The following is a 23,290-nucleotide window of genomic DNA, read 5'->3' as shown; positions in this document are numbered from 1 at the left end:
CAAAAGGAGTCAACATGTCTTTCAACATCGGCCTTAGCGGTCTCTATGCAGCCAACAAACAGCTGGACGTGACCGGCAACAACATCGCCAACGTGGCGACCACCGGTTTCAAATCGTCCCGCGCGGAATTCGAAGACGTCTACTCGGCCACCAAGCTGGGTTCGGGCAGCAAGACCGTCGGCAACGGCGTGCGCCTGGCCAACGTTTCCCAGCAGTTCGGCCAGGGTGACGTGAACAACACCGGCAACGTGCTGGACATGGGCATCCAGGGCCAGGGCTTCTTTGTCCTGAGCAACGACGGCTCCCTGAGCTACACCCGTGCCGGTACCTTCAAGACCGACAAGGAAGGCTTCATCACCAACAGCGACGGCACTTCGCGCCTGCAAGGCTATGGCGTGGATGCCAACGGCAAGATCCAGAACGGTATCCTGACCGACCTGCGCATCGATACCTCGAACCTGCCGCCGAATGCCACCAGCCTGGTTTCCTCGACGATCAACCTGAACTCGACGGCAACGCCGATCACCGCGGCGTTCAATCCGGCCGACACCGCCACGTTCACCAAGCAATTCACCACCCCGGTCTATGACACCCAAGGCAACCAGCATTCCATGGACCAGTACATGGTCAAGACTGCCGGCAACACCTGGAACGTCTATACCTTGATCGATGGTCGTAACCTCAACGGCACCGCGCCGACCACGACCGGTGTGACCGCGCCTGTTCCTTCGACCATGAACTTCGATTCGAGCGGCAGGTTGACCACGGTCACCACTCCGCCAGCGACGGTCAATAGCGATCTGGTATTGACCGGTTGGGTTCCTGGCACCGTGACCAACGGGACATGGACCGCCAACGGCGCCGCCAGTGCACCAACCATCACGATCTCCATGGGCAATACCACCCAGTTCAACGCCGACACCGCGCGTTCGATCCCGGCTCAGAACGGTTACGCCACTGGCCAGATCACCAACCTGACCATCGACGGCAGCGGTGTATTGCTGGCCAACTTCAGCAACAACCAGACCAAGCCGATCGGTCAGCTCGCCCTCGCCAGTTTCACCAACGAGCAGGGTTTGCAGCCGGTAGGCGGCACCAGCTGGAAAGAAACCTTCGCCTCGGGCATCCCGGGCTACGATGCTCCGGAAACCGGGACCCTGGGTTCGATCGTCTCCAACTCCCTGGAAGAGTCCAACGTCAACCTGACCAACGAACTGGTCGAGCTGATCAAGGCGCAAAGCAACTACCAGGCGAACGCCAAGACCATCTCCACACAGAGCACCATCATGCAGACCATCATTCAGATGGCTTGATGTCGATGGTTGTTTGAAGGCTGCACAAGGAGCCCCTCGCAAGAGGGGCTTTTTCATGGGCGGTGATTTTTGTGGTGCCTGGCCTGACCCCATCGCGAGCAAGCTCGCTCCCACATTGGAATGCTTACCCCTGTGGGAGCGAGCTTGCTCGCGATGGGGCCAGTCCAGGCACCGACTTTTCTCCAGGCAAAAGAAAACCCCCGATAAACCAGCAGTCTATCGGGGGCTTCTTTCAGCAGGCGCCTTTACGCGCCCACCCGCTCAGCTTATTGGCAAGCTTCGCAATCCGGCTCGTCGATCGCGCAGGCCTTTGGCACTGGCGCTGGGCCTGCTGGAGCAGCCAGGACCGAATCGTCACCGTGGTTGCCGCCGCTGGAAACAGCGTTCAGCTTGCCGGTGTTGATGGTCGACTTCTCGGTGCTGGTGGCGGCCAGGGCACGGAGGTAGTAAGTGGTTTTCAGACCACGGTACCAGGCCATGCGGTAGGTCACGTCCAGCTTCTTGCCCGAAGCACCGGCGATGTACAGGTTCAGCGACTGAGCCTGGTCGATCCACTTCTGGCGACGGCTGGCGGCGTCGACGATCCACTTGGTGTCCACTTCGAACGCAGTGGCGTAGAGCTCTTTGAGCTCTTGCGGGATGCGTTCGATCTGCTGCACCGAACCGTCGTAGTACTTCAGGTCGTTGATCATGACCGAGTCCCACAGGCCACGGGCCTTGAGGTCGCGAACCAGGTACGGGTTGATCACGGTGAACTCGCCCGACAGGTTCGATTTCACATACAGGTTCTGGTAGGTCGGTTCGATCGACTGCGACACGCCAGTGATGTTGGCGATGGTGGCGGTCGGTGCGATGGCCATGATGTTGGAGTTACGAATGCCTTTCTGTACACGGGCACGAACCGGTGCCCAGTCCAGGGATTCATTCAGGTCAACGTCGATGTACTTCTGGCCGCGCTGGGCGATCAGGATCTGTTGCGAGTCCAGCGGCAGGATGCCCTGGGACCACAGCGAACCCTGGAACGTCTCGTAGGCGCCACGCTCGTCGGCCAGGTCGCAGGAAGCCTGGATCGCGTAGTAGCTGACCGCTTCCATGGACTTGTCGGCGAACTCGACCGCGGCATCGGAACCGTACGGGATGTGCTGCAGGTACAAGGCGTCCTGGAAGCCCATGATGCCCAAGCCGACCGGACGGTGCTTGAAGTTGGAGTTCTTCGCCTGTGGCACCGAGTAGTAGTTGATGTCGATCACGTTGTCGAGCATGCGCACGGCGGTGTTCACGGTGCGTTGCAGCTTGGCGGTGTCCAGCTTGCCGTCGACGATGTGGTTCGGCAGGTTGATCGAGCCCAGGTTGCAGACCGCGATCTCGTCCTTGTTGGTGTTCAGGGTGATCTCGGTGCACAGGTTCGAGCTGTGGACCACGCCCACGTGCTGCTGCGGGCTGCGCAGGTTGCACGGGTCCTTGAAGGTCAGCCATGGGTGGCCGGTTTCGAACAGCATCGAGAGCATCTTGCGCCACAGGTCTTTGGCCTGGACGACTTTGAACAGCTTGATCTTGTTGTACTCGGTCAGGGCTTCGTAGTACTCGTAGCGCTCTTCGAAAGCCTTGCCGGTCAGGTCGTGCAGGTCCGGCACTTCGGATGGCGAGAACAGGGTCCACTTGCCGTCATCGAAGACGCGCTTCATGAACAGGTCAGGGATCCAGTTGGCGGTGTTCATGTCGTGGGTACGACGACGGTCATCACCGGTGTTCTTGCGCAGCTCGATGAACTCTTCGATGTCCATGTGCCAGGTTTCCAGGTAGGCACAGACCGCGCCCTTGCGCTTGCCGCCCTGGTTGACCGCGACTGCGGTGTCGTTGACCACTTTGAGGAACGGCACGACGCCCTGGGATTTGCCGTTGGTGCCCTTGATGTACGAGCCCAATGCGCGAACCGGAGTCCAGTCGTTGCCCAGGCCACCGGCGAATTTCGACAGCATGGCGTTGTCGTGGATCGCGCCGTAGATGCCCGACAGGTCATCTGGAACGGTGGTCAGGTAGCAGCTCGACAGCTGTGGACGCAGGGTACCGGCGTTGAACAGGGTCGGGGTCGAGGCCATGTAGTCGAAGGACGACAACAGGTTGTAGAACTCGATCGCACGGTCTTCGCGCTGCTTCTCTTCGATCGCCAGGCCCATGGCCACGCGCATGAAGAAGATCTGCGGCAGTTCGAAACGCACGCCATCCTTGTGGATGAAGTAACGGTCGTACAGGGTTTGCAGGCCCAGGTAGGTGAACTGCTGGTCGCGCTCGTGGTTGATCGCCTTGCCGAGTTTTTCCAGGTCGAATTCGGCCAGGACCGGGTTCAGCAATTCGAACTCGATACCCTTGGCGACGTAGGCCGGCAAGGCCTTGGCGTACAGGTCGACCATTTCGTGGTGGGTCGCGCTCTCGGCGACTTCCAGGAAGCTCAGGCCTTCGGCACGCAGGGTGTCCATCAGCAGGCGGGCGGTCACGAAGGAGTAGTTCGGCTCGCGTTCCACCAGGGTCCGCGCGGTCATCACCAGCGCGGTGTTGACGTCCTTGAGGGCGACGCCGTCATAGAGGTTCTTCAGGGTTTCGCGCTGGATCAGGTCGCCATCGACTTCTTCCAGGCCTTCGCAGGCCTCGGTGACGATGGTGTTCAGGCGGCCCATGTCCAGCGGCGCCAGGCTGCCGTCGGCGCGGGCGATGCGGATCGATGGGTGGGCCTGGACCGGTGCGTCGGCCGGGGTGCGGATAGCACGTTCCTTGGCGCGGGAGTCACGGTAGATCACGTAGTCGCGGGCCACTTTCTGCTCGCCGGCACGCATCAGGGCCAGTTCGACCTGGTCCTGGATTTCTTCGATATGGATGGTGCCGCCCGAGGGCATGCGACGCTTGAAGGTCGCGGTGACCTGTTCGGTCAGGCGGGCCACGGTGTCGTGGATTCGCGACGAAGCGGCAGCGGTGCCACCTTCAACTGCGAGAAACGCTTTGGTGATGGCGACGGTGATCTTGTCATCGGTGTAAGGAACGACAGTGCCGTTACGCTTGATCACACGCAGTTGGCCCGGCGCGGTGGCGGACAGATCCGGGTTCGAATCGGCGGCCAGCGGCGCGGTGCCCTGCGGGTTCTCGCGAGTTGTGTCGGTGTGCATGGGTGTCTCCACGTTCTCTATGTTTGTTTGGGCACCATCACGGTGCCCACCGTTCCGTCCTGAAGCACTACAACCGACTGGCGCCGGGCATAACAACTTCGGGACAGTAGGAAGCAGGCGTTTAATGCCGCTTCCATCCGAAGTTCTCAGGTTGCGAGCGAGGCTCGAAACCGGGTTGCCGGGGTGGCAGCAATTGACTGCAACACCCGTACCGTTTCGGTCGTTTTCGACCTTGAAACAGTTGCCATCCGCAGGGGCGGTCTGGGCTTGGGGGAATTCGGTGTTTCAGCTGGACAGAAGCAAGAAAAGCGCTTGAATTCTCTGCCCGACTTGTGTTTGGTTTTTGGCCTGAAACCCTACATGTAGGGTTTTTTGCGCGGCGGGCTACAAGATAATGCGTTTTTGGGGGGTATGCAACGTACTACCTGTGGATAAGCCTGTGCGTAATTTGTGTGCGAAACGTGGAACTGCTCTGTAGGCCGCGACCTAGCTGGAGTGGACCTTTTTTCGTCGATTTCGACGATCCGAAAACAGCCCGGTGGTTTTTGCGGGCGCGGACATTACCACATAAAACCCACTCGATCGAAACGCATTTGTCCGCTTGTTTTCCGCGCAGGCGACGTTTATACAATCGGCCCATGCGTGGGTGTGTTTATCCTCCTTTAACATGACAAAAAGATGGGCGGATCTGTGGAGCTGCGTAGGAGCTGTCGAGTGCAACGAGGCTGCGATCTTTTCCCAGACACTTGAATCTCAAGTGAAAGATCAAAAGATCAAAAGATCAAAAGATCGCAGCCTTCGGCAGCTCCTACAGAACTCTGCGTGAGCAACCTGGCCACAGGGGTTTGTGCTGATCCTTCCTTTTATATTCGCAGCAAGACGAGGCCCTAGTGGAACAAGAAGCCTGGCAGGTATTGATCGTCGAGGATGACCAGCGTCTGGCCGAGCTGACCCGGGAATACCTCGAAAGCAACGGATTGCGTGTCGCCATCGAAGGCGACGGCGCGGTGGCGGCGGCGCGGATCATTGCCGAGCAGCCGGACCTGGTGGTCCTCGACCTGATGCTGCCCGGCGAAGACGGCCTGAGCATCTGTCGCAAGGTGCGCGAGCACTATGACGGGCCGATCCTGATGCTCACCGCCCGCACCGACGACACCGATCAGATCCAGGGCCTGGACCTGGGCGCCGATGATTACGTCTGCAAGCCGGTTCGCCCGCGTTTGCTCCTGGCGCGCATCCAGGCCCTGCTGCGGCGCAGCGAACCGGAGCCGAACGTCGCGCAGAAGCCGCGACGCCTGCAATTCGGCCCGCTGGTGGTCGACGACGCCCTGCGCGAAGCCTGGTTGCAGGGCAACGGTATCGAGCTGACCAGCGCCGAATTCGACCTGCTGTGGCTGCTGGTGTCCAATGCCGGGCGCATCCTGTCTCGGGAAGAAATCTTTACCGCCCTGCGCGGCATTGGTTATGACGGCCAGGACCGTTCCATCGATGTGCGCATTTCACGTATCCGCCCCAAGATCGGCGACGACCCGGACCATCCACGGTTGATCAAGACCATTCGCAGCAAAGGCTACCTGTTCGTTCCTGAAGCCTGCGTAGACCTCGCACCGTGAATTCGATCTTCCTGCGTATTTATGGCGGTATGTGTGCGGCACTGGTGCTGGTGGCGGTCCTCGGTGTGCTGGCCTTGCACCTGCTCAACCAGACCCGCAGCGAGCAATACCGCGAGCGCCTGGCCCACGGTACGTTTTCGTTGATGGCCGACAACCTGCGGCCGATGAACGACACCGAGCGCCGCCGGGCGCTGGCGGTGTGGGAGCGCCTGCTGGGCATTCCCCTGGCGTTGCAGACCTTCACCCAGACCGACCTCGACCTTGGCCAGCGCACCCGCGTACTGCGCGGCCAGGCGTTGGTCGAGCAGACCGGGCCGCACGCGGCGAAAGTCTATCGGCTGGTCAGCGATGGCGAACAACTGATGTTGGTGGGGGAAGTCCAGCAGATCAGCGAACAACTGGCCCGCGCGACCATCTACCTGTTGGCCGACGAGCTGGTGCGTTACCCGGTAGCCGAGCAACCCCAGCGGCTCGCCCAATTGGCGCAGGAAAAAGGTTTCGGTTTCGACCTGCGGCTCATGACCGCCGAGCAGGCCGACATGGACGAAGACCAGCGCCGTCGTGTGTCCGAGGGCGATACGGTGATGACGTTGGGCAAGGGCGGCGACTCCATCCGGGTCTTCGCCGGGATGGTCGGCACGCCGTGGGTGCTGGAGATCGGTCCGCTGTACCAGATGAACCCTTATCCGCCGCAATGGCTGGTGCTGATCGCGGCACTGGGCTTGAGCCTGATCGGCTTGATCGTCTACCTGTTGGTGCGCCAATTGGAGCGGCGCTTGCGTGGCCTGGAGTCGGCCGCCACCCAGATCGCCCAGGGCAGCCTGGAAACCCGGGTGCCGGCCCGAGGCGCCGACTCGGTCGGGCGACTGGCCGCGGCGTTCAACGGCATGGCCGAGCACCTGCAGCAACTGTTGGCGATCCAGCGTGAGCTGGTGCGGGCGGTATCCCACGAATTGCGTACCCCGGTGGCGCGCCTGCGCTTCGGCCTGGAAATGCTCGGCAGCGCCACCACGTCCCAGGCCCGGGACAAATACCTGGCGGGCATGGACCACGACATCGAAGACCTGGATCGGCTGGTGGACGAAATGCTCACTTATGCGCGGCTGGAACAGGGGTCGCCGGCCCTGAATTTCCAGCGGGTGGACCTGGATGCGCTGGTCAATCAAGTGATCGATGAGCTGGGGCCGTTGCGGGCCGGGATCACGGTCGAGCGCGGTCTATGCCTGTCGGCCGCCGATTGCGACGGCGCCTGGGTCGAGGCCGAGCCACGCTTTCTGCATCGCGCTCTGCAGAACCTGGTGGGCAACGCCATGCGCCACGCCAGTTCCCGAGTCACCGTCAGCTACCAGGTGGGCCAGTTGCGCTGCCGGGTGGATGTGGAAGACGACGGGCCTGGTGTGCCGGAAGCGGCGTGGGAGCGGATCTTCAAGCCCTTCCTGCGCCTGGACGACAGCCGTGCCCGGGCGTCGGGCGGCCATGGGTTGGGGCTGTCGATCGTGCGACGGATCATCCACTGGCACGACGGTCGGGCACTGATCGGCAAGAGCAAGAGTCTGGGTGGGGCGTGCTTCAGCTTGAGTTGGCCGCGGCATCAGGACAGGTCTTGATAGGTGGGGTGCCTGATCGACCGCCATCGCGGGCAAGCCTTGCTCCCACAGATCAGTGCTCCCTGATTTAAGTGTGGTTTGCTGTGGGAGCAAGGCTTGCCCGCGATGAGGCCTTGAAAAGCAGCACAGCTCTCAGGCCTTGATCCCCACCAGGCTCAATAGCTGCCCATCCTTCACCCCAAACTGCGCCTGCAACTCACTGCCATGGCACCACTCGGTCGACAGGTCCGTCAGCAAACGCAGGCGCACCTGTCCATCGGGTGTCCAGTCCAGCACCTCGGCATGCTCGAAATAAAAGCGCTGCCTGACGATCGGATACAGCGCCTTGAACAGGCTTTCCTTCACGGAAAAGGTCAGGGTCACCAGCAAGGCCCGGTCATCGTGCGTGAGACGGGTCATGCGCTGCAACTCTGGCGAGGTGAGGATTTCGCCGGCCAGGCGTTCGGCGCGCTCGGGGTCGAGCAGGTTTTCCACGTCCATGCCCAGCCCTTGCCAGTGATCTTTTTTCGCGACGATGGCCGCTGCCCGACCGGTGCTGTGGGTGATCGAACCGCTGACATGCGCCGGCCACACCGGGGCGCGGTCTTCGCCGATGGCCGGCACGCAGGCCTGGCCGTCGAGCCGTTGCAACGCCGCCCGGGCGCAGATCCGCCCGGCCAGGAATTCTGCCTGGCGCTTGGCGACCGAGCGCTGGATGCTCGCCGGGGGCTCGATGGCACTGCTTGAGAAGTCGGCGTTCACCAGCAACAACGGGTCGAAGCGGGTGCTCAGCAGCACCGTATCGGGCAGGGCATCGGGCAAGAGCCAATGTTCATCCAAAGGCGAGCAGCAGGCGGGCAGGGTAGGGAGTGTGTTCATGCCGGGCATTTTGCCGGGTTGCTGGAAGGCTGGGTAGTGGCGCAAGTCTTCTGAATAGAAGAGCGGTTGGCTTTTGTGGCGAGGGAGCTTGCTGTGGGAGCAAGGCTTGCCCGCGATGAAGGCGATGTGGTCTTCCAGAAATCGAGTCGCCTGGGTCGCGAGCAAGCTTTGCTCCCACAATCCCCTCGCCACAGGGGGATGTACTAGAAGATTTTCTTGAAGAACTTCTGCATATCCGCCCACGACTTTTCATCGGCTTCCTTGTTGTAGCCAATGTCCGGCCCGCCATGTTCGCCGTGGCTCAAGCGGTCGGCCTCGGGGTTGCTGAAGCCGTGCTTGGCACCCTCGAGGTTGACGAATTTATAGTCGGCGCCGGCCTTGTCCATCTCGCTCTTGAACGCGGTGACGTTGTCCTGGGTGACCATGCTGTCCAGGGCGCCATGCTCGACCAGTATCTTGGCCTTGACGCTGCCCGGCGTTGCCGGGGTGTTGGTCACCAGCGCACCGTGGAAACTCACCACACCGGCCAGCGGCACACCCTGGCGCGCCGCATCGAGCACCACCTTGCCGCCGAAGCAGTAGCCGATGGCAGCGAGTTTGTCCGGATCGGTCTGAGGCTGTTTCTTCAGCAGGTCGAGACCGGCCTGGAAGCGGGCACTGGCCGCCTTGCCGTCCTTGAGCGCCGCCTGCATGAAGGCCATGGCGTCCTTGGGGTGTTCGGTGTTCTTGCCGTCGCCGTACATGTCGATGGCCAGGGCGCTATAGCCCAGGCCGGCGAGGTCACGGGCACGGCGCTTGGCGTAGTCGTTCAGCCCCCACCATTCATGCACCACCACCACGCCTGGGCGCGGGCCTTTGACGGCGTCGTCATACGCGTAATAGCCAATCAGCTGGGTGCCGTCGGCACTGGTGTAGGGGAGTTCCTGGGTCTGGATGGCGGCGTGGCTCACGCCGCTCATGGCCAGAAGTACAACAGCAAGCAGCCTGCGCATGACGGATCTCCTTATAAAAGTGGTCCGCACAGATTAGCCGATTCATTCAGCGCAGGTTCAGAGAACGTTCAAGGGGTGTTCAGGGACGGCTGGTTAAGGTGACCACGACTTCACAAAACATCCACGCTGCAAAGGAACTTGACCATGACTGCTATGAAAAAACTGCTGTTGGCTTTCACCGTGCTGGGCGCCAGCGCCATGGCCCACGCCGATGACAACTTCGCCAGCCTGACCCTCGGCCAGACCAGCGACAAGGTGAAGAAATCCGACGCCTTGGACAGCGCCCTGAACCACCCGAACGCCGACGGCATCATCGGCAAGGACACCACGTATGGCCTGCGACTGGGCAAGCAAAACGACCAGGGCCGCTACTACGCCACCTACGACAATGTCTCGGGCAGCCACAACGGCATCAAGCTGCGCCAGGAAAACCTGCTGGGCAGCTACGATGTGTTCTATCCGGTCACCAGCAGCACCAAACTGTTCGGTGGCGGTACGGCGGGCCTGACCAAGCTGACCCAGGATTCTCCTGGCTTCAGCCGCGACAGCGACATCGGCTACGCCGTGGGCTTGCAAGGGGGCGTGCTGCAACAAATTTCGCAAAACACCTCGGTTGAACTGGGTTACCGTTACCTGCGCAGCAACGCCAGCACCGAGATGAGCCCGCACGGTGGCGACAAGGTCGGCTCGCTGGACCTGACCAGCAGCGCCCAGACTTACCTGTCCGCCAACTACACGTTCTAAACGGTCGATGGTGAGCGTATCCAGCCGGATCGGTCGAAGACGATCCGGCGCCTTTCGTTGAGGTGCGCCGCACTGGATTGTTTGATTTGCCTGGGGAGAGGCTCCATGAAATTACTGGTCGTCGAAGACGAAGCGCTGTTGCGTCACCACCTGCAAACCCGTCTCACCGACAGCGGCCATGTGGTGCAGGCCGTGGCCAATGCCGAAGAGGCCTTGTACCAGGTCCGGGAATTCAACCATGACCTGGCGGTGATCGACCTGGGCCTGCCGGGCATCAGCGGGCTGGAACTGATCCGCCGGCTGCGCTCACAGGACAAGACGTTTCCGATCCTGATCCTGACTGCCCGCGGCAACTGGCAGGACAAGGTCGAAGGTTTGGCCGCCGGTGCCGATGACTACGTGGTCAAGCCGTTCCAGTTCGAAGAGCTGGAGGCCCGGTTGAACGCCTTGTTGCGTCGTTCCAGCGGCTTTACCCAGTCGACCATCGTCGCCGGCCCGTTGCTGCTCGACCTCAATCGCAAGCAGGCGTCCCTCGATGAGGAACCGCTGGCGTTGACCGCCTACGAATACCGCATCCTCGAATACCTCATGCGCCATCACCAGCAAGTGGTGGCCAAGGACCGCTTGATGGAGCAGCTTTACCCCGATGACGACGAGCGTGATCCCAATGTCATCGAAGTGCTGGTCGGGCGCCTGCGCCGTAAGCTGGAAGCCCCGGCCGGCTTCAAACCCATCGACACCGTGCGTGGCCTGGGCTACCTGTTCAACGAGCGCTGCCAGTGATTCGTTCGCTTCGCCTGCGGCTGATGCTGGCTGCCATGACCCTGGCGGTGCTGTTCATGCTGGCCTTGTTGCCGGCCATGCAAGGCGCGTTCAGCCTGGCATTGCAGGAATCCATCGAGCAACGCCTGGCCTCGGACGTGACCACGCTGATTTCCGCCGCCCGGGTGGAAAACAACCGCTTGAAGATGCCAGCGCAATTGCCCGATGAGCGTTTCAACCTCGCCGATGCCCGCCTGCTGGGCTACATCTATGATCGCGAGGGGCGATTGGTCTGGCGGTCGAAGGCCACCCAGGAAGAAAACATCAACTACACGCCGCGCTACGACGGCCAGGGCAACCAGTTCGCGCGCATTCGCGAAAACGACGGCCAGGAGTTTTTTGTCTATGACGTCGAGATCAAGTTGCTCGGCGGTCAGAGCGCGGCGTTCAGCATCGTCACCCTGCAACCGGTGCGCGACTACGAAGTGACCCTGCAGGGGCTGCGGGACAATCTCTACCTGGGCTTTGGCGCGGCCCTTTTGGTGTTGCTGGCGCTGTTGTGGATCGGCCTGACCTGGGGGCTTCGGGCGCTGCGGCGCCTGAGCCAGGAGCTCGACGAAATCGAAAGTGGCGCCCGGGAAAGCCTGAGCACCGAGCATCCCCGGGAACTGCTGCGCCTGACCGGTTCCCTCAACCGTTTGCTGTACAGCGAGCGCGAGCAGCGCAGCCGTTATCGCGACTCCCTCGATGACCTGGCCCACAGCTTGAAGACCCCGCTGGCGGTGTTGCAGGGCGTCAGCGAGGACATGGCCCGGCGCCCCGAGGACCGTGGACAGGCCTGGGTGCTGCAATCCCAGATCGAGCGCATGAGCCAGCAGATCGGTTACCAGTTGCAGCGCGCCAGTCTGCGCAAAAGCGGGCTGGTACGCCATCAGGTGCCCTTGCGCCCGGTGCTGCAAAGCCTGTGCGACACCTTGGACAAGGTCTATCGCGACAAACGGGTCAATGTCAGTTTCGATTTGCCGGAGCACTGCCAGGTGCCGATCGAACAGGGTGCCTTGCTGGAGATGCTCGGCAACCTGCTGGAGAACGCCTATCGGCTGTGCCTGGGCGAGTTGCGCATCAGTGTGCACCAGACCCTCGGCGGCACGGAGTTGAGTGTCGAGGACGACGGGCCGGGCGTGCCACCGGATCAACGTGCGCGGATTCTCCAGCGGGGCGAGCGACTGGATCGCCAGCATCCGGGGCAGGGCATCGGCCTGGCGGTGGTGAAAGACATCATCGATAGCTACGGCGCCAAGTTGACCCTGGGGGACTCAGAGTTGGGCGGGGCGGCGTTCCGGATTCATTTTCCGGTGGTTTGACTGGAATATTTTTCGGTATGTGTTTGCGGGCCTTTGTGGCGAGGGGATTTATCCCCGCTGGGCCGCGAAGCGGCCCCCTGCATCCTGTCTGACACACCACCTCCACCCCTTTGGGGCTACTGCGTAGCCCAGCGGGGATAAATTCCCTCGCCACAGGGATAGCACACCTCAGAAGTTGGATGTCACCACTCAGTTCTCCAACTCCCTGTAAGCCCCCGGCGTCAGCCCCGTCCACTTCTTGAACGCCCGGTGAAACGCCGACGGCTCTGAGAACCCCAACTGCTCGGCAATCTGCTGCAACGACAAGTCCGCACGCCCCAAGTGGTAGATGGCGATATCCCGCCGCAGCTGATCCTTGAGTTCCTGGAAACTGGTGCCTTCCTCCCGCAAGTGCCGGCGCAAGGTCTGCGGGCTGATGTGCAAATGGGCGGCGACGGTGTCCAGGTCGGGCCAGCGCGCGGTGTCGCGGCTGAGCAAGCGGCGCAGCTGGCTGCTCAGGCTGTGGCCATCGTCCGGGCGCGACAGCAGGTCGGCGGGGGAGCGTTCGAGGAAATGCTTGAGGGTGCGTTCGTCCTGCAGCAGCGGCATGTCCAGGTAGCGGCTGTGGAACAACAGGCTGCTGCTGCGCGCTTCGAACATCAGCGGACAGGGAAACAGTAGGTCGTATTCGGCACCGTGGGCGGGTTTGGCGTAGCCGAAGGTCGCCTGTTCCAGGCCGATACGCTGGCCGATCAGCCAACTGGCGAGGCGATGCCAGACCACCAGCAGGCTTTCAGTCAGGAAGTGATCCGGGTCCCGCAGCGTCGAATCGTCCAGCACCAGGCGCACTCGCTCGCCTTCGGCTTCCAGGGTCAGGCGCGGGGCGTCGGGGAACAAACTGTAGAACAGCAAGCCGCGTTGAAGGGCCTTGCCCAGGGTCCGACAGTGGATCAACGCGTGACACATCATGGCAAACGTCCCGGGTTTACTCGCCGCCCTGCCGAATCCCAGGTATTCGTCCCCCAATGCCAGCCACAGCGCCTGCAACAGGCGGGCGAACTGCTCTGGCGCAATCCGCGCGCGCGGCTCATCCAACAGCTCTGGGCTGATGCCCAGCTGTTGCAGTAGAGGAACATAGTCGAAGCCTTGCCGACGCGCGCCGCCCAGGGCTGCGCGGGCGAAGTGGCTGGCGATCGTGCGTTGACGCATGGCTGAAGTCCGTCCGTTTAGCGGGCGATGGTAGCAGGGCACTGCAGCCCGACAAGGCGGATATCCGCCAAATCCCGGAGTGATAAACGCCCCGTGGGCGGAAATCCGCCATATTCCACGTCGGTGTTTAACCCGTGAATAATTCCAGGACCCTTCTGCAACAGTGCTTGTAGGGTTTTTTTGAAAAATGGCACGAGCCTTGCGATACAGCACACAGGTCTGCCGCGTGCAGCCGACAAAAAACAAATCCCTCCAGTGCAGGAGGGTTCGCAATTGAGGTGCCGTGGACGACAGGTGGATGTCGTCAAACGGGACTCTTGAGGAAGGTTTGCCATGACGACTCGTCAGCCACTGTACAAATCCCTGTATTTCCAGGTGATCGTAGCCATTGCCATCGGTATTTTGCTCGGCCACTTCTACCCGCAGACCGGTGTTGCCCTCAAGCCATTCGGCGACGGGTTCATCAAACTGATCAAAATGGTCATCGCCCCCATCATCTTCTGTACCGTCGTCAGCGGCATCGGCGGCATGCAGAACATGAAGTCGGTCGGCAAGACTGGCGGCTACGCGCTGCTGTACTTTGAAATCGTTTCCACCATCGCCCTGCTGATCGGCCTGGTCGTGGTCAACGTCGTGCAGCCGGGCGTCGGCATGCACATCGACGTGGCAACCCTGGACACCAGCAAGATCGCCGGTTTCATCAATGCCGGTAAAGACCAGAGCATCATCGCCTTCATCCTCAACGTGATCCCGAACACCATTGTCGGTGCGTTCGCCAACGGCGACATCCTGCAGGTGCTGATGTTCTCGGTGCTCTTCGGTTTCGCCTTGCATCGCCTGGGCGCCTACGGCAAGCCGGTACTGGACTTCATCGATCGCTTCGCCCACGTCATGTTCATCATCATCAACATGATCATGAAACTGGCGCCTATCGGTGCGTTCGGTGCCATGGCCTTCACCATCGGCGCCTACGGTGTCGGTTCGCTGGTGCAGTTGGGCCAGCTGATGATCTGCTTCTACATCACCTGCGTGGTGTTCGTGTTGGTGGTACTGGGCGCCATCTGCCGCGCCCACGGCTTCAGCGTCGTCAAGCTGATCCGCTACATCCGTGAAGAACTGCTGATCGTGCTGGGTACTTCCTCGTCGGAATCGGCCCTGCCTCGCATGCTGATCAAGATGGAACGCCTGGGTGCCAAGAAGTCGGTCGTAGGCCTGGTGATCCCGACTGGCTACTCGTTCAACCTCGACGGTACTTCGATCTACCTGACCATGGCCGCGGTGTTCATCGCCCAGGCCACCGACACCCCGATGGACCTGACTCACCAGATCACCCTGCTGCTGGTGCTGCTGCTGTCGTCCAAAGGTGCTGCTGGCGTGACCGGTAGTGGTTTCATCGTACTGGCGGCCACCCTGTCGGCCGTGGGTACCTTGCCGGTGGCCGGCCTGGCACTGATCCTGGGTATCGACCGCTTCATGTCCGAAGCCCGCGCCCTGACCAACCTGGTGGGCAACGCCGTCGCCACGATCGTGGTGGCCAAGTGGGTCAAGGAGCTGGACGAAGACCAGTTGCAGACCGAGCTGGCTTCCGGTGGTCGTGGTATCTCCGATGTCCGTGAAGATGACGAGCAGATCGCGGCGGCGCAGATTGCAGCGGCTGAATCCTCTGCTCCAGGCGCTGTGAAGTAATCTTCAGGCTGTAATGAAAAACCCGCTTCGGCGGGTTTTTTTTGCACTCAATTTCAAGACGGACATGCTTTTTGTGGCGAGGGGATGTATCCCACACTCTGTGGGAGCAAGGCTTGCCCGCGATGCAGGCGATGCGGTCTTTCAGAAGTCGAGGCGCCTGTTTCGCGAGCAAGCTTTGCTCCCACAGCCCAGCCTCGCCACAAAGGATCTGCGCCAGCCTTGAGCGCAATCGTCATTCGAAGTGACACCTGCGGTAATTGCCCCACCCCCCATCCCTGCCTAGTCTCCAACCATCACCCTCTTGGAGATCGCTCATGCAAGGCCCACTGGCATCGCTCAAGGTTCTGGACTTCTCGACCCTGCTGCCCGGGCCGTTCGCCTCGCTGTTGCTGGCGGACATGGGGGCCGAGGTGTTGCGCATCGAGTCGCCGACCCGCCAGGATCTGCTGCGGGTACTGCCGCCCCATGACCAGGGGGTATCGGCCAGCCACGCCTACCTCAACCGCAACAAACGCAGCCTGGCCCTGGACCTCAAGCAGCCGGAAGCGTTGGCGGTGGTCACGCAGTTGCTGGCGGACTACGACATCCTGCTGGAACAGTTCCGCCCCGGCGTGATGGCGCGACTGGGCCTGGGTTACGAGGCCTTGAAGGCGATCAATCCGCGGCTGATCTATGTGTCGATCACCGGCTACGGCCAGACCGGGCCCTACAAGGACCGCGCCGGTCACGACATCAATTACCTGGCCCTGGCGGGGCTGGCCAGCCACACCGGCCGTGCCGACAGCGGTCCGTTGCCGCTGGGGATCCAGGCGGCGGACATCGCCGGTGGTTCGTTGCACGGGGTGATCGGGCTGTTGGCGGCGGTCATCGCCCGTCAGCAAACCGGGCAGGGTCAGCACCTGGACGTGAGCATGACTGACTGTGTGTTCAGCCTCAACGCCATGGCCGGTGCCGGTTACCTGGCCTGCGGTGTCGAGCCGGGTTGGGAAAAGCAGATGCTCAACGGCGGCAGCTTCTATGACTATTACCGCACCCGCGATGGTCGCTGGATGTCGGTGGGCAGCCTGGAGCCGGTGTTCATGCAGGCGTTGTGCGAGGCCTTGGGGCGGCCGGAGCTGGCGGCCCTGGGGTTGTCACCCAAGCCTGAACAACAACACGCTCTTAAGCAGGCACTGCAAGCCGAGTTTGAAAAACACGATTTTGCCGAGCTGTGCAGCCTGTTTGCCGGGATCGATGCGTGCGTCGAGCCGGTGCTGAGCCTGGAGGAGGCTGTGCGGCATCCGCAGTTGCAGGCTCGCGAGCTGGTGACACAGGTGCCCCGGGGAGATGGTTCGAGCCAGGCGCAGATGGCTTGCCCGTTGAGATTTTCCGAAGGGTTGCCCGAGCCTCGGCATATTGGCGCGGAGTTGGGGGCGCATACGGATCAGGTGTTAGGGGAGTTGGGGTTTAGTGCGCAGCGAATTGCTCAATTGCGGGATGCCAAGGTGATTTTGTAGTGCCCTTTGGGGCCTCTTCGCGAGCAAGCCCGCTCCCACAGGGATTTGTTAACACCGAAGATCCAGTGTGGGAGCGGGCTTGCTCGCGAAGGGGCCGGCCCAGATAGCACAAAAACCTGCTATTCCACCCTGGTCTCCCCACTGAACACCAAGGTATTGCGGCAGCTCCGGCACAAATACCGCCGCCCCTGGTGCACCAGGCTGTGGCGCTGGGCCGAGAACGGGAAGTCGCTGCCGTCGCAGGGGCATTTGTAGATGTAGCGGGTCACGCTGCGGCGTTTGATTTCGTAGGTGTGGCAGCGGTTGGGCGGCAGTTCGTAGACCCCGCGCATGATCAGTTGCCATTCTTCGCCATGGGGCTGGATGCGTTCGCCAAACAGTTGATGGGCGATCAGGTGCGCGACTTCATGGGCGACGGTCTGCTTGAGGAAGTCTTCGGCGTTTTCCCGGTACAACTGTGGATTGAAGCGCAGCAGGTTTTCATGCAGGTGCGCGACACCAGCCTTCTGGCCACGCAATTTGAAGCTGACCACCGGGCGTTTGAAAGGACGTTTGAAAAAGGATTCGGCTTGTTGGTAACACTCTTCGACGCGGGTATTGAGTTGCTCGAGCATGCTTTACGGGTCTCCAGAAGCCCGAGTATGCCGCAAGCGTCGGCCGTTGCGAATCGTCCAGGCGCTCAGTGGTCGTTTCGCGCGGCTCAAACACAGGAAGGCCGCCTTGCGGCGGCCTGTGTCGGCAGATCCTGCTTTTTTATTGGAGGGTACTATCGGGACGGTTTCAATCCTTCAACTGGTATAGACCGGGCCGACGCCCAGCCCCCAGACGATGACCGTGAACGCCATGATGGCCACCAGCACCACGAGGCCGACGGCGAGTACCGAACTGGAAAACAGAAAACCTTCGTCCTGGGGAATGTTCATGAACGTCGGCAGGCCCACATACAGCAGGTAGACCGTGTAGCAGATCGCCGCCGTGCCGACGATCATTCCCAGCCACATGTGCGGGTAGAGCGCCGCCAGGCCGCCGATGAACAAAGGTGTCGCGGTGTAGGTGGCGAATGCGACGCAGCGGGCCAGGCTCGGGTTGGCGTCGTAGGTACGGGCCATCCAGTGGATGAAGGCACCCATCACTGCCACCCCGCCCAACATGGCCAGGTACGACATGACGGTCATCCACAGCGCACTTTCCTGGGTGAGCATGACCGGCGGACGATTGCCGATGACCCATCCCACCTGCGTGGTGCCGATGAATGCCGATACCGCGGGAATAGCCGCCAGGATCAGCGTGTGGGTGAGGTACATGTGGCTGATGCTTTCCTCCTGATCGCCACGGATTTCTTTCCATTCTTGATCAGGGTGGGTAAAGAGCCCCACGACATGATGGATCATAGTCAGTCACTCCTTTGTTATTGCCATCGCCCCCCAACGGAGCGCCTACGGGCCAAATGGCCGGGTAAGTGAAGGTCTGTAAGTGTGTGCGACCTTATGTCGCAGTATAGAAAGGAGTCACCCCGAGGGGGATGGGGGGCTTAGAGCAAATCGCGCTGTCGGCCGTGGTGCTAATCGCCGATGGGTCTGTACACAACCCTTGGCAAAGAAATTCACCTTGTAGCGAGGCGATTGTGGGAGCAAGGCTTGCCCGCGATGGAAGCGATGCGGTCTTTCAGAAACCGAGGCGTCTGTTTCGCGAGCAAGCTTTGCTCCCACAAACCCTGACCACAACAGTGGTGCATCAACTCTTCGCCGAAAGCCGGTTTTTGCGTAAAATGCCGGCCTTTCGTCACACCTCACGGATTTCGCGTCATGGGCACTCTTACGGTCAACCAGAACAAACTGCAAAAGCGCCTGCGCCGCCTGGCCGGTGAGGCGGTCGCCGATTTCAACATGATCGAGGACGGCGACAAGGTCATGGTCTGCCTGTCCGGCGGCAAGGACAGCTACACCTTGCTCGATGTGCTGATGCATCTGCAGAAAGTTGCGCCGATCAAGTTCGACATCGTCGCGGTGAACATGGACCAGAAGCAGCCCGGGTTCCCCGAGCATGTGCTGCCGGCCTACCTTGAGTCGCTCGGCGTGGAATATCACATCGTCGAGAAAGACACCTATTCGGTGGTCAAGGAACTGATCCCCGAAGGCAAGACCACCTGTTCGCTGTGCTCACGCCTGCGGCGCGGAACGCTCTACACCTTCGCCGATGAGATCGGCGCAACCAAGATGGCCCTGGGGCACCACCGCGACGATATCGTCGAGACCTTCTTCCTGAACATGTTCTACAACGGCTCGCTCAAGGCCATGCCGCCCAAGCTGCGCGCCGATGACGGGCGCAACGTGGTGATCCGCCCGCTGGCCTATTGCAACGAGAAAGACATCCAGGCCTATTCGGATTTCAAGCAGTTCCCGATCATCCCCTGCAACCTGTGCGGCTCCCAGGAAAACCTGCAACGCCAGGTGGTCAAGGAGATGCTCCAGGAATGGGAACGCAAGACCCCGGGTCGTACCGAGAGCATTTTCCGCGGCTTGCAGAACGTCATTCCGTCGCAACTGGCGGACCGCAACCTGTTCGACTTCACCAACCTGCGCATCGACGAAAACGCCACGCCGCGGTTCGTCAATGTGGTGAACCTCTGACGAGGGCAAGGGCTTATATTCACGGCGCTCGCAAGCGCCGTTTTCATTTCCGACCCCAGGAGAGGGCATGCGCGATTACAAGTGGCTGCACGAGTACTGCCTGAACCGCTTCGGTTCGGCGGCTGAGCTGGAAGCCCACCTGCCGGTGCCCAAGACTGCGGCGCAACTGCGCAAGATCGGCGACGACCGTTACCTCTCGACCATGGCGCTGCGGGTGTTCCGCGCCGGGCTCAAGCACAGCCTGGTGGACGCCAAGTGGCCGGCCTTTGAAGAGGTGTTCTTCAAGTTCGACCCGGAGAAAGTCGTGCTGATGAGCGCCGAGCACCTGGAGCGGTTGATGCAGGACGCGCGGATCATCCGCCACCTGGGCAAGCTCAAGAGCGTGCCGCGCAACGCGCAGCTGATATTGGACGTGGCCCATGAAAAGGGCAGCTTCGGCGCGCTGGTTGCCGACTGGCCGGTGACTGACATCGTCGGCCTGTGGACCTACCTGAAAAAGCACGGCCATCAACTGGGCGGCCTCTCAGCGCCGCGCTTTTTGCGGATGATGGGCAAGGACACCTTCGTGCCCAGCTATGACGTCGTGGCCGCGCTCAATGCTCAGGAGATCATCGACAAAGTCCCCACCAGCCTGCGGGACCTGGCGACGGTGCAAAATGCCTTCAACCAGTGGCATGAAGAGAGTGGGGGGCGGCCGATGTCGCAGATTTCGATGATGCTGGCTTACACCGTTAATCATTGAAACCGTGGTGAATTCATCGCGAGCAAGCCCGCTCCCACACTGGATTTGTGAACGCCGAAAATCCCCTGTGGGAGCGAGCTTGCTCGCGATAGCGGCCTATCAGGCAACGGAGGGTTCACCTTCTCCCGCCAACCGCCGATTCAACTGAAACCGCCAACGCACATACAGCAACGCCGAGCAGAACACCGCCACGCTCGCCGCCATTTCCAGCACGCCGAACAGTTGCCGGTTCGGGTCATAGGCCGCCAGCGCGCCCTTGATGAAATACAGGTTCACCACGAAGCACATCCACGAGTGTCCGCGGGCGCTGCCGGTGAGCATGCCAGGGGCGAGTAGCAGCAGCGGCACCAGTTCGATCAGCAGAATCACCCAGGGGCGCGCGCCGTGCAGATCGGCGATCAGCAGGTAGTACGCGCTGAGCAACCCCACCAGGCCGAAAAAGCACAGCAGGCTGAGGACGCGGGCGAGGCGTACGCGCGGTTCCAGCCATTGGATGGAAGGCAGGATCTTCGGCTTCTTAGCCACGGCCGTTCTCCAGCAACAGGGCGGTTTTCGCCAGGCGCAAACCCAAGGCGCGGCACAGGGCGACCTCATGTTCGTTCAAGCCGCTTTTGCCGTCGGCCCCGGCGTGATGGCTCGGGCCGTAGGGCGTACCGCCGCCCTGGGTGTCGATCAAGGCCGATTCACTGTAGGGCAGGCCGGTGATCAGCATGCCGTGGTGCAGCAGCGGCAGCATCATCGACAGCAGGGTGGTTTCCTGGCCGCCGTGCAGGCTCGCGGTGGAGGTGAATACCCCGGCCGGTTTGCCCACCAGCGCGCCGGTCAGCCACAGGTTGCTGGTGCCGTCGAGAAAGTACTTGAGCGGCGCGGCCATGTTGCCGAACCGGGTCGGGCTGCCCAAGGCCAGGCCGGCACAGTTCTTCAGGTCATCGAGGCTGGCGTAGAGTGGGCCTTGCTCCGGGATGTCCGGGGAAACCGCTTCGCACTCGGCAGAAATCGCCGGGACCGTACGCAACCTGGCTTCCAGCCCGGCCTGCTCGACACCACGGGCGATCTGCCGGGCCATTTCGTTGGTGGAGCCGCTGCGGCTGTAATACAACACCAGGATGTACGGCGTGGTCACGGCAGGATCTCCAGGATTTTCTCCGGCGGACGGCCGATCATGGCCTTTTCCCCGGCTTCCAGAATCGGCCGTTCCATGAGCTTCGGGTGGGCGGCGATGGCGGCGATCAACTGGGCCTGGCTGAGGCTTTCGTCGGCCAGGTTCAAGTCTTTGTATTCGTCTTCGCCGGTGCGCAGCAACTGCCGGGCGGTGATGCCGAGCTTGCCCAGCAGGCGTTCCAGGTGCGCGGCGTCGAGTGGGGTTTCCAGATAGCGGACCACGGTGGGCGTCAGGCCGCGGGCCTCCAACAGTTCCAGCGCACCGCGGGATTTCGAGCAGCGCGGGTTGTGATAAAGCGTCAGATCGGTCATGAGTGGGTCGCATCTTGCGTAAGGTGGCGGCTATTCTACTGTGCCGCGAAGCCCCTAGCACCTGAGAGAGGCGACGGGTCGCAGCAGCGTTCACATTCAGACAAGGATTGGCACATGGCAAGGCGATTGACGGCGGCACTGACATTCATCGGCATTTTGTTGCTCGCCGGTTGTGGGAACGACTACGGCGTGGACCAGAACGGCCAGGCCATTGCCTCGCAGCGGTTGGACAAACAATGGGTGGTGCTCAACTACTGGGCCGAATGGTGTGCGCCGTGCCGTACCGAAATCCCGGAATTCAATGCCTTGGCCGAACAGCTCAAGGGGCGCAACATCGGTGTGTTCGGGGTCAACTTCGACCAGGTACAGGGCGAAGAACTCAAGAGTGCCAGCGACAAGATGGGGATTCGCTTCACGGTGCTGGCCCGGGATCCGGCCGAGATCTTCGACCTGCCTCGCAGCGAAGGGCTACCGGTGACGTACATCATCGATAACCAAGGCAAGGTGCGCGAGCAGTTGCTGGGGGAGCAGACGGCGGCGGGGGTGATGGCCAAGCTTGAGGCGTTGCAGGCGCTCAAGTGATGATCGTTCCCACGCTCTGCGTGGGAATGCAGCCCGGGACGCTCTGCGTCCCAAAAGCGGAACGCGGAGCGTCCCCAGAGGCGTTCCCACGCGGAGCATGGGAACGATCAAGTGGGGCCGGTGCTCAGCCCTCTTCCAGCCACCAACGCAGCGGCTTGCCCTGGGCCGGCCAGAAGCGCATTTGGTCGATGGGCGAGATGTCCCAGCGTTCGACCTTTTCCAGGGCCTGCAAGAAGCGCGTTTCTTGCTCCATCACCGCCGGGGCACAGCGTTTGCGCGTGCTGCCGATCTTGCCGAAGCTCAAGCGGTGGCCCTCCTGGGTGTAGGGCGCGAACCAGTGGTTGCAGCCGCCGTTGCCATAGGCACGACCGTCATCCCCAAGGGTGATGGTCAGGTGGCTGTAGTCCATCAATGGTCGTTCACCGATCCACTCCAGGATGTAGCTGCGGTTGTGTTGCAACTGCACAGGTTCAGCGGCACACCCCATCAGGCTCATGCCGATCGACGCGGACAGGGCCAAACGTTTCATCAGGCGGCTTCCTGGCATTTCGGGCATAGGTGTTTTTCACCCACGGTGGTCCAGCCCAGTTCGGCGATCCGTGCGGTGGCGGCCGGTTTCTGGGCCTTGACGCCGAGCTTGGCATCAACGGCGAATTCGAAGCTCAGTTCCTTGGCGCAGCTGTCGCAGTTGACCTGCCAAGTGTGGATCGCCAGTTCGCCGAACACCGGGCCGGTGGTCATGGCGGTCCATTGGCCCATGGGCTTGAGCAGGTGCCGCACGGTGTCCACGGTCAGGCGCATGGACAAGTCCTTGCTGCCCTTGAGCGTGACGAGCAACACATCATTGGCCTGGATCGAACCGCCATTGCCGGTGACCTGGTAGCGGCCCGGCGCCAGCGCGCGGACTTCGGTCAAGGTGTGCTGGGGGTTCATCAGGGTGTAGCGGAAATCGTGTTCGGCCATGGGTCCTCCAAATAGGCGCGACATGCTAGCACGGGGCATGGGTTGGGATGGTCAACCACGAATCTTGCCGACGAAACTCCATCCCTAATGTGGGAGCGGGCTTGCTCGCGAAGGCGGTG

At 61.6% G+C, this 23,290-nt stretch carries 22 protein-coding genes; 11 read left to right on the top strand and 11 right to left on the bottom strand.

The window, feature by feature from the left end:
* Positions 1–14: 14 nt before the first annotated feature.
* On the top strand, positions 15–1,313 hold the full coding sequence (gene flgE, locus B0E42_RS09215) for a flagellar hook protein FlgE (RefSeq protein WP_018610283.1): 1,299 nt from the start codon (positions 15–17) through the stop codon (positions 1,311–1,313).
* Positions 1,314–1,579: 266 nt separating this feature from the next.
* Here flgE and B0E42_RS09210 read toward each other — a convergent pair whose 3' ends face one another.
* The gene (locus B0E42_RS09210; RefSeq protein WP_018610285.1) at positions 1,580–4,471 is read right to left on the bottom strand and encodes a ribonucleoside-diphosphate reductase subunit alpha; all 2,892 of its coding nucleotides are present in this window, start codon (positions 4,469–4,471) and stop codon (positions 1,580–1,582) included.
* A gap of 890 nt (positions 4,472–5,361) precedes the next feature.
* On the opposite strand from B0E42_RS09210, the gene B0E42_RS09205 reads away from it, so the two are divergent.
* Together B0E42_RS09205 and B0E42_RS09200 are read left to right on the top strand one after the other, a co-directional pair.
* Positions 5,362–6,084 (top strand): response regulator transcription factor, encoded by a 723-nt coding sequence (locus tag B0E42_RS09205; protein ID WP_018610287.1) that lies wholly within the window; start codon positions 5,362–5,364, stop codon positions 6,082–6,084.
* Positions 6,081–7,691, top strand: a complete 1,611-nt coding sequence (locus B0E42_RS09200; protein WP_077506250.1) for an ATP-binding protein — start codon at positions 6,081–6,083, stop codon at positions 7,689–7,691. Before B0E42_RS09205 ends, B0E42_RS09200 begins: the two co-directional genes overlap by 4 nt.
* Before the next feature lie 132 nt (positions 7,692–7,823).
* Here B0E42_RS09200 and B0E42_RS09195 read toward each other — a convergent pair whose 3' ends face one another.
* Both B0E42_RS09195 and B0E42_RS09190 read right to left on the bottom strand, forming a co-directional pair.
* Positions 7,824–8,549 carry a 4'-phosphopantetheinyl transferase gene (locus B0E42_RS09195; protein ID WP_216598580.1) on the bottom strand — a complete coding sequence of 242 codons (726 nt, stop codon included), beginning with the start codon at positions 8,547–8,549 and terminating at the stop codon, positions 7,824–7,826.
* A gap of 203 nt (positions 8,550–8,752) precedes the next feature.
* A complete protein-coding gene (locus B0E42_RS09190) occupies positions 8,753–9,541 on the bottom strand; it encodes a dienelactone hydrolase family protein (RefSeq protein ID WP_053181156.1) in 789 nt (262 codons plus the stop codon).
* A 144-nt stretch (positions 9,542–9,685) separates the two neighbouring features.
* Here B0E42_RS09190 and B0E42_RS09185 point away from each other — a divergent pair, with 144 nt between their 5' ends.
* The 3 genes from B0E42_RS09185 (at position 9,686) to B0E42_RS09175 (ending at position 12,411) form a co-directional block, all read left to right on the top strand.
* Positions 9,686–10,285 carry an outer membrane beta-barrel protein gene (locus B0E42_RS09185; protein WP_018610295.1) on the top strand — a complete coding sequence of 200 codons (600 nt, stop codon included), beginning with the start codon at positions 9,686–9,688 and terminating at the stop codon, positions 10,283–10,285.
* Positions 10,286–10,390: 105 nt separating this feature from the next.
* Complete coding sequence (locus B0E42_RS09180; protein ID WP_014339772.1) at positions 10,391–11,068, top strand: response regulator; 678 nt, start codon at positions 10,391–10,393, stop codon at positions 11,066–11,068.
* Positions 11,065–12,411, top strand: coding sequence for an ATP-binding protein (locus tag B0E42_RS09175; RefSeq protein WP_018610300.1), 1,347 nt, complete (start codon positions 11,065–11,067; stop codon positions 12,409–12,411). The genes B0E42_RS09180 and B0E42_RS09175 overlap by 4 nt, the downstream gene beginning before the upstream one ends.
* A gap of 189 nt (positions 12,412–12,600) precedes the next feature.
* Here B0E42_RS09175 and B0E42_RS09170 read toward each other — a convergent pair whose 3' ends face one another.
* Positions 12,601–13,599, bottom strand: coding sequence for an AraC family transcriptional regulator (locus B0E42_RS09170; RefSeq protein ID WP_077506249.1), 999 nt, complete (start codon positions 13,597–13,599; stop codon positions 12,601–12,603).
* Positions 13,600–13,932: 333 nt separating this feature from the next.
* Here B0E42_RS09170 and B0E42_RS09165 point away from each other — a divergent pair, with 333 nt between their 5' ends.
* Together B0E42_RS09165 and B0E42_RS09155 are read left to right on the top strand one after the other, a co-directional pair.
* A complete protein-coding gene (locus tag B0E42_RS09165) occupies positions 13,933–15,285 on the top strand; it encodes a dicarboxylate/amino acid:cation symporter (protein WP_077506248.1) in 1,353 nt (450 codons plus the stop codon).
* Positions 15,286–15,599: 314 nt separating this feature from the next.
* Positions 15,600–16,781, top strand: coding sequence for a CaiB/BaiF CoA-transferase family protein (locus B0E42_RS09155; RefSeq protein WP_077506246.1), 1,182 nt, complete (start codon positions 15,600–15,602; stop codon positions 16,779–16,781).
* 119 nt (positions 16,782–16,900) lie between these two features.
* Here the strand turns inward: B0E42_RS09155 and B0E42_RS09150 are convergent, their stop codons facing one another.
* A complete protein-coding gene (locus tag B0E42_RS09150; protein ID WP_077506245.1) occupies positions 16,901–17,395 on the bottom strand; it encodes a SprT family zinc-dependent metalloprotease in 495 nt (164 codons plus the stop codon).
* 174 nt (positions 17,396–17,569) lie between these two features.
* A complete protein-coding gene (locus tag B0E42_RS09145; protein WP_018610315.1) occupies positions 17,570–18,172 on the bottom strand; it encodes a Yip1 family protein in 603 nt (200 codons plus the stop codon).
* Between the two features lie 414 nt (positions 18,173–18,586).
* Here B0E42_RS09145 and ttcA point away from each other — a divergent pair, with 414 nt between their 5' ends.
* On the top strand, positions 18,587–19,411 hold the full coding sequence (gene ttcA / locus B0E42_RS09135; RefSeq protein ID WP_003178962.1) for a tRNA 2-thiocytidine(32) synthetase TtcA: 825 nt from the start codon (positions 18,587–18,589) through the stop codon (positions 19,409–19,411).
* A gap of 67 nt (positions 19,412–19,478) precedes the next feature.
* Complete coding sequence (locus B0E42_RS09130; RefSeq protein ID WP_018610318.1) at positions 19,479–20,153, top strand: DNA-3-methyladenine glycosylase I; 675 nt, start codon at positions 19,479–19,481, stop codon at positions 20,151–20,153.
* A 99-nt stretch (positions 20,154–20,252) separates the two neighbouring features.
* Here B0E42_RS09130 and B0E42_RS09125 read toward each other — a convergent pair whose 3' ends face one another.
* From B0E42_RS09125 to arsC, 3 genes are read right to left on the bottom strand one after another with little or no spacing between them, the layout of a single operon-like run.
* A complete protein-coding gene (locus B0E42_RS09125) occupies positions 20,253–20,678 on the bottom strand; it encodes a DUF2069 domain-containing protein (RefSeq protein WP_077506244.1) in 426 nt (141 codons plus the stop codon).
* Positions 20,671–21,276 carry an NAD(P)H:quinone oxidoreductase gene (gene wrbA / locus B0E42_RS09120; protein ID WP_003204695.1) on the bottom strand — a complete coding sequence of 202 codons (606 nt, stop codon included), beginning with the start codon at positions 21,274–21,276 and terminating at the stop codon, positions 20,671–20,673. Before wrbA ends, B0E42_RS09125 begins: the two co-directional genes overlap by 8 nt.
* Entirely contained in the window at positions 21,273–21,626 is a 354-nt protein-coding gene (arsC, locus tag B0E42_RS09115) for an arsenate reductase (glutaredoxin) (RefSeq protein ID WP_018610326.1), read from the bottom strand. Before arsC ends, wrbA begins: the two co-directional genes overlap by 4 nt.
* Before the next feature lie 114 nt (positions 21,627–21,740).
* Between arsC and B0E42_RS09110 the strand changes: the two genes are divergently transcribed.
* A complete protein-coding gene (locus tag B0E42_RS09110) occupies positions 21,741–22,208 on the top strand; it encodes a TlpA disulfide reductase family protein (RefSeq protein WP_018610328.1) in 468 nt (155 codons plus the stop codon).
* Positions 22,209–22,332: 124 nt separating this feature from the next.
* Here the strand turns inward: B0E42_RS09110 and B0E42_RS09105 are convergent, their stop codons facing one another.
* Together B0E42_RS09105 and B0E42_RS09100 are read right to left on the bottom strand one after the other, a co-directional pair.
* Positions 22,333–22,737 (bottom strand): META domain-containing protein, encoded by a 405-nt coding sequence (locus B0E42_RS09105; protein ID WP_018610330.1) that lies wholly within the window; start codon positions 22,735–22,737, stop codon positions 22,333–22,335.
* On the bottom strand, positions 22,737–23,171 hold the full coding sequence (locus B0E42_RS09100; protein WP_024619740.1) for a hypothetical protein: 435 nt from the start codon (positions 23,169–23,171) through the stop codon (positions 22,737–22,739). Before B0E42_RS09100 ends, B0E42_RS09105 begins: the two co-directional genes overlap by 1 nt.
* Positions 23,172–23,290 lie beyond the last annotated feature (119 nt).

Source organism: Pseudomonas sp. A25(2017), from assembly GCF_002001065.1.
Taxonomy (GTDB): Bacteria; Pseudomonadota; Gammaproteobacteria; order Pseudomonadales; family Pseudomonadaceae; genus Aquipseudomonas; species Aquipseudomonas kilonensis.
This window is presented reverse-complemented; position numbering and strand designations above follow the sequence as displayed.